At 66.3% G+C, this 3,643-nt stretch carries 3 protein-coding genes; 2 read left to right on the top strand and 1 reads right to left on the bottom strand.

The window, feature by feature from the left end:
• Positions 1-554 precede the first annotated feature (554 nt).
• A complete protein-coding gene (locus I6A81_RS40695) occupies positions 555-1,202 on the top strand; it encodes a TetR/AcrR family transcriptional regulator (protein WP_203008090.1) in 648 nt (215 codons plus the stop codon).
• Between the two features lie 72 nt (positions 1,203-1,274).
• On the opposite strand, the gene I6A81_RS40690 is transcribed toward I6A81_RS40695, so the two are convergent.
• Positions 1,275-2,516 (bottom strand): ABC transporter substrate-binding protein, encoded by a 1,242-nt coding sequence (locus I6A81_RS40690; RefSeq protein WP_238431138.1) that lies wholly within the window; start codon positions 2,514-2,516, stop codon positions 1,275-1,277.
• Between the two features lie 346 nt (positions 2,517-2,862).
• On the opposite strand from I6A81_RS40690, the gene I6A81_RS44530 reads away from it, so the two are divergent.
• On the top strand, positions 2,863-3,255 hold the full coding sequence (locus tag I6A81_RS44530) for a ferredoxin (protein WP_238431139.1): 393 nt from the start codon (positions 2,863-2,865) through the stop codon (positions 3,253-3,255).
• The last annotated feature ends 388 nt before the right edge of the window (positions 3,256-3,643 follow it).

The following is a 3,643-nucleotide window of genomic DNA, read 5'->3' as shown; positions in this document are numbered from 1 at the left end:
GGCGGAACTTGCGGTCGAGGTGGCGGGTGAACGCGTCGAGCGTCTCGTAGTAGTGGTTGTCGGCGTCGACCGGCCGTGACGCCGGCGTGGGTGCTTGTTCGCCTGCCATGGCAACCTCCCTGCGAGAGATGTAGATGTTTCTAACCGCGTGGCGGGCCGTCGCTCTGTGACGGTTCGGGGACTGGCGAGTCCTCCCGCGACGTGAAATTAAACTGGACTCTGATTCTAGTCAAGAGTCGCGCCCGGGCGCGGTACGGCGAGCTAAGGCTGGTTTCGCAGGGTGTCGTCGCGTGGAGTTCCATCCTGGTGGCGAGTGGGTCACCCTGCGTGAACCGCGGGGTCGACCCGTCCGAGCGCCTCTGGTGGGTGACTGTCGGCGCCAGGCTGCGCGCGGCGCTGGCGTGGGTCGCCTGGGCGATGGGATGCGTGTCGATCCCGCGTGGGTCATGCCGACAGCGCGGTCCGAGCTTGAGGTGCCGCGCCGCCCGACGCGCGCCGAACGACGACTCGATCATGATCCACCTCGCGCCCCGAAATGCGGGTAAGTTTCTTTCGTGGACTGGGCTGAACGCGTGGTGGATCGCTCGCTGGTGCTGCACAGAACGCGGTCCCGCAGCATACAGCAGACCAAGATCATAGTTGATGCCGCTAAGCGGCTGATTGTCGGGCAGGGGGGAAACTTCACAACGCATCTGCTTGTAAAGGAAGCGGGTGTGTCGATGAAGACCTTCTACCTCCACTTCGCGGGCAAGGACCAGCTCCTGGTGGCTGTCGTCGAGGATCTGATCACCGAGGCGGCCATGCGCTACGAAGAGGCTGCGCGCGACCTGCCTGACCCCGTCGCGCGCCTCCGTCATCATGTCATGGCGGTGCAGTCCAGCCTGGCTCCCGACGCGGACGATCTCGCGATTGCCCGCTTTGTTGCCTCCGAGCACTGGCGGCTCCGCCAGTTGCTCCCGGAGGAGATGATGTACGCTAACAGGCCTTATGTCGAGCTTCTGGCGCGAGAGATCCGAGCGGCTCAGGAGGCAGGAATGCTCCCTGTGGCCGATGTCGATCGGGACGCGAAGATGATTGCGCGCATCGTCATGTCGGCCTTCCACCACTATGCGTTCCCGGCACCGGAGGACCCGGAGGAGGGGATGGACGAGTATCTGTGGGAGTTCTGCCTTGGAGCGCTCCGTAGAAGCGCGGATGTCTAAGCCGAGGTGTCAATCCTGAACCCGACCGGAATTCGGCTCATCCGAGAGCCTTCGCCGCCGGCTGGCCGAGGGTCAGTCCGGGACCGGCGCCGCCCCGACTATCTGATAGGCGGTGGGTAGCCCTTCAGCGTCAAGGGTGGTGGTCAGTCCGCCGCTGGTGCATACGGCCGGGGTGATGGAGTTTGCCTTGCCGTTGCAGCGAAATCGCAGTCCAGCGGAGGCTGGTAGCTCCATCTCGGGCATGGTCTTGATGGTGGTGAGTATCGTCTGCGGGTTGACGTCGCCGGTGATTCCCCCGACCGCGGCCTGCAATGCGAGGACCGAGATGAACACCCCCATCCCGGCGGGCCTGCTCGTGTCGATGTCCTTGGCGTAGGTGGTAGCGACGGCCTTGTAGAACTGGCTCGACGGGTTGTCGCCGACGGGGGCCACGGCTGACAGCCGCATCCCGTCGAGAAAGTTCGTGGGGATCTGCTTCCGGGTCGAGTCTGTCACGCATTGCGAAATGGCGGCGACGGGACCGTCGTGGCCGACGGCCAGCAGGCTCTTGAAGACACCGATGCAGAACGAGTCGTTCCCAATGACGAAGACGAGACCGGGATCGTCGGCGACGGATTTCTGAATCTGTGCCGTCATGTCGGCGGTGCCCGGTGGGACCGTGACGAGGTTGAGGCTGAGTCCGGCCTTCTTGTACTCGTCCGGGGCGATCGTCCGTTGGACGGCAGTTGCTGCCGGCACGTCGATCACCACCGCGGTCACCTTACTGGCTCCCGCGTCCTTGGCTGCCTGGATCGCCACCCCGATCTGGCCTTCGATGCTGTCGGACAGCGCGAAGGTCGACTCCTTGTCGAGCAGCAGCGCGGAGCCGGTGGCGCCGTAGACAACGAGAGGCATATTCGCCTCCTGGAGCGGCGCCGCGAGGCTCTCTCCCGCGCTGGTGGTCCCCCCAATGACGGCGACGACGTCTTCTTCGATCATCTGGTTCGCGCAGTCGGATGTCTTCCCGGGGTCACCGATGCTTTCGCATTCCACCAGTTCGATTGGCCGCCCGCCGATGCCGGACTTGTGCTCGTTCAGGTACTTGACCGCCGCGGCGGCCGCCGCGAACTCGATGGACTGATCGCTGACAGGAGACTTGCCATCGGAAACTATTCCGATTCTGATCGGGGCGCCCGTTGCCCGCGCGACCGGTCCCAGTAACTCGGCGGACTGGTCCGCGGCGGGGCCTCCCGTGCTCTCGCCACCATCGCCGCCACACGCTGTGATGAGCAGGCTGCCGGCCAGGCAGGCCGCGACACCTAAGCGGGTGCCCAACCCCCGCGTGGTTCGAGCCCGGTGGCCCGTCCGGCAGGTGAGTCCCGTGACCCCCATACGGATCTACCTCGTCTCTGTTTGATCGGATCGCGGGACTTGGTCTTGCGCGGGGGGAGCCGATTGGCTGCGCCACGTGACCTCGCGCGTCCCACGGTGCGCGCCGTGGTTCGGCGGTTCGGGTTGCCGACTCTGGCAGCCAGTCGATGAGAAGTCAACGTTCTCCAGTCAAAAAGACTCGTGTTTCCGTCTTGGGAAGACGTGCTCTTCTCATCTGGACCACTGACGTCCTAGACTCGGGACCGTCGGCCCCAAGCAGGGCCGACGGTGGGAGGTGCCAAGGTGGGCGATGGTGCGTTCGAGGGCGGGTCGGCCCACGTACGGACGCCCCCGGACCGCGACCAGCCTGTCGCTCAACGCGGTGCGAAGGGTGATCGCGAGTCACCTGCCCGCCGAGACCCAGTACCAACTGCTGCGCGGCAACGTCGAGCGGCGGTTCACCCCGGCCACCCCGCCCGCGCTGGTGGGGCCTGAGGTGGCCATGCTCGCGGTCAACATCGACCGTGAGGCATGCATCGGCAGCGGCACGTGCGTCGTGTACGCCGGCACCTCCACTCATGGCGACCAGGCCGAGGCGGTGGTTCTCGACCCGCCGGGCGACCCGCCAGACGTGATCATCGGCGCCGTGGAGCCATGCCCCACCAGCGCACGGAGCCTGATGCGTGAGGAGCGCGGAGCGTGACGGCGACACTGTTAGGTGACAAGATCGCCGTCGTCACAGGCCTGGGTCCGCTGCCGGCCGGGCCTCAGCCCTGCGCTCCGCCGCGGAGGGTGCCCGGCCCGGTCGGCGCCGACATCGACGCCGACGGGGCCGGGGGACAGCCCGCCGGGCCGAGAGCACTGGCGGCACCGCGGTAGCCGTGGCATGCGACGTCCGGGTCGGCCAACCACCCCCGAGGACCGCGCCGAGACTGCCGTGTCCCGGCTTCCGATCGAGCCGCCGACATCACCGGCGTCCTGGCTCAGGTCGACGGCGGATATGTAGCGAGGTGACTAGTGTCTTGAGTCGTTAATTCGTTGGCAGTAGGCGGCGAGGGTTTCGAGGATCTCGTCGGCGCTCTTCGTCCAGA

The organism is Frankia nepalensis, assembly GCF_016786325.1.
In the GTDB taxonomy this organism is placed as follows: domain Bacteria; phylum Actinomycetota; class Actinomycetes; order Frankiales; family Frankiaceae; genus Pseudofrankia; species Pseudofrankia nepalensis.
The sequence above is the reverse complement of the archived record's forward strand: the minus strand, read 5'-3'. Positions and strand labels throughout refer to the sequence as shown.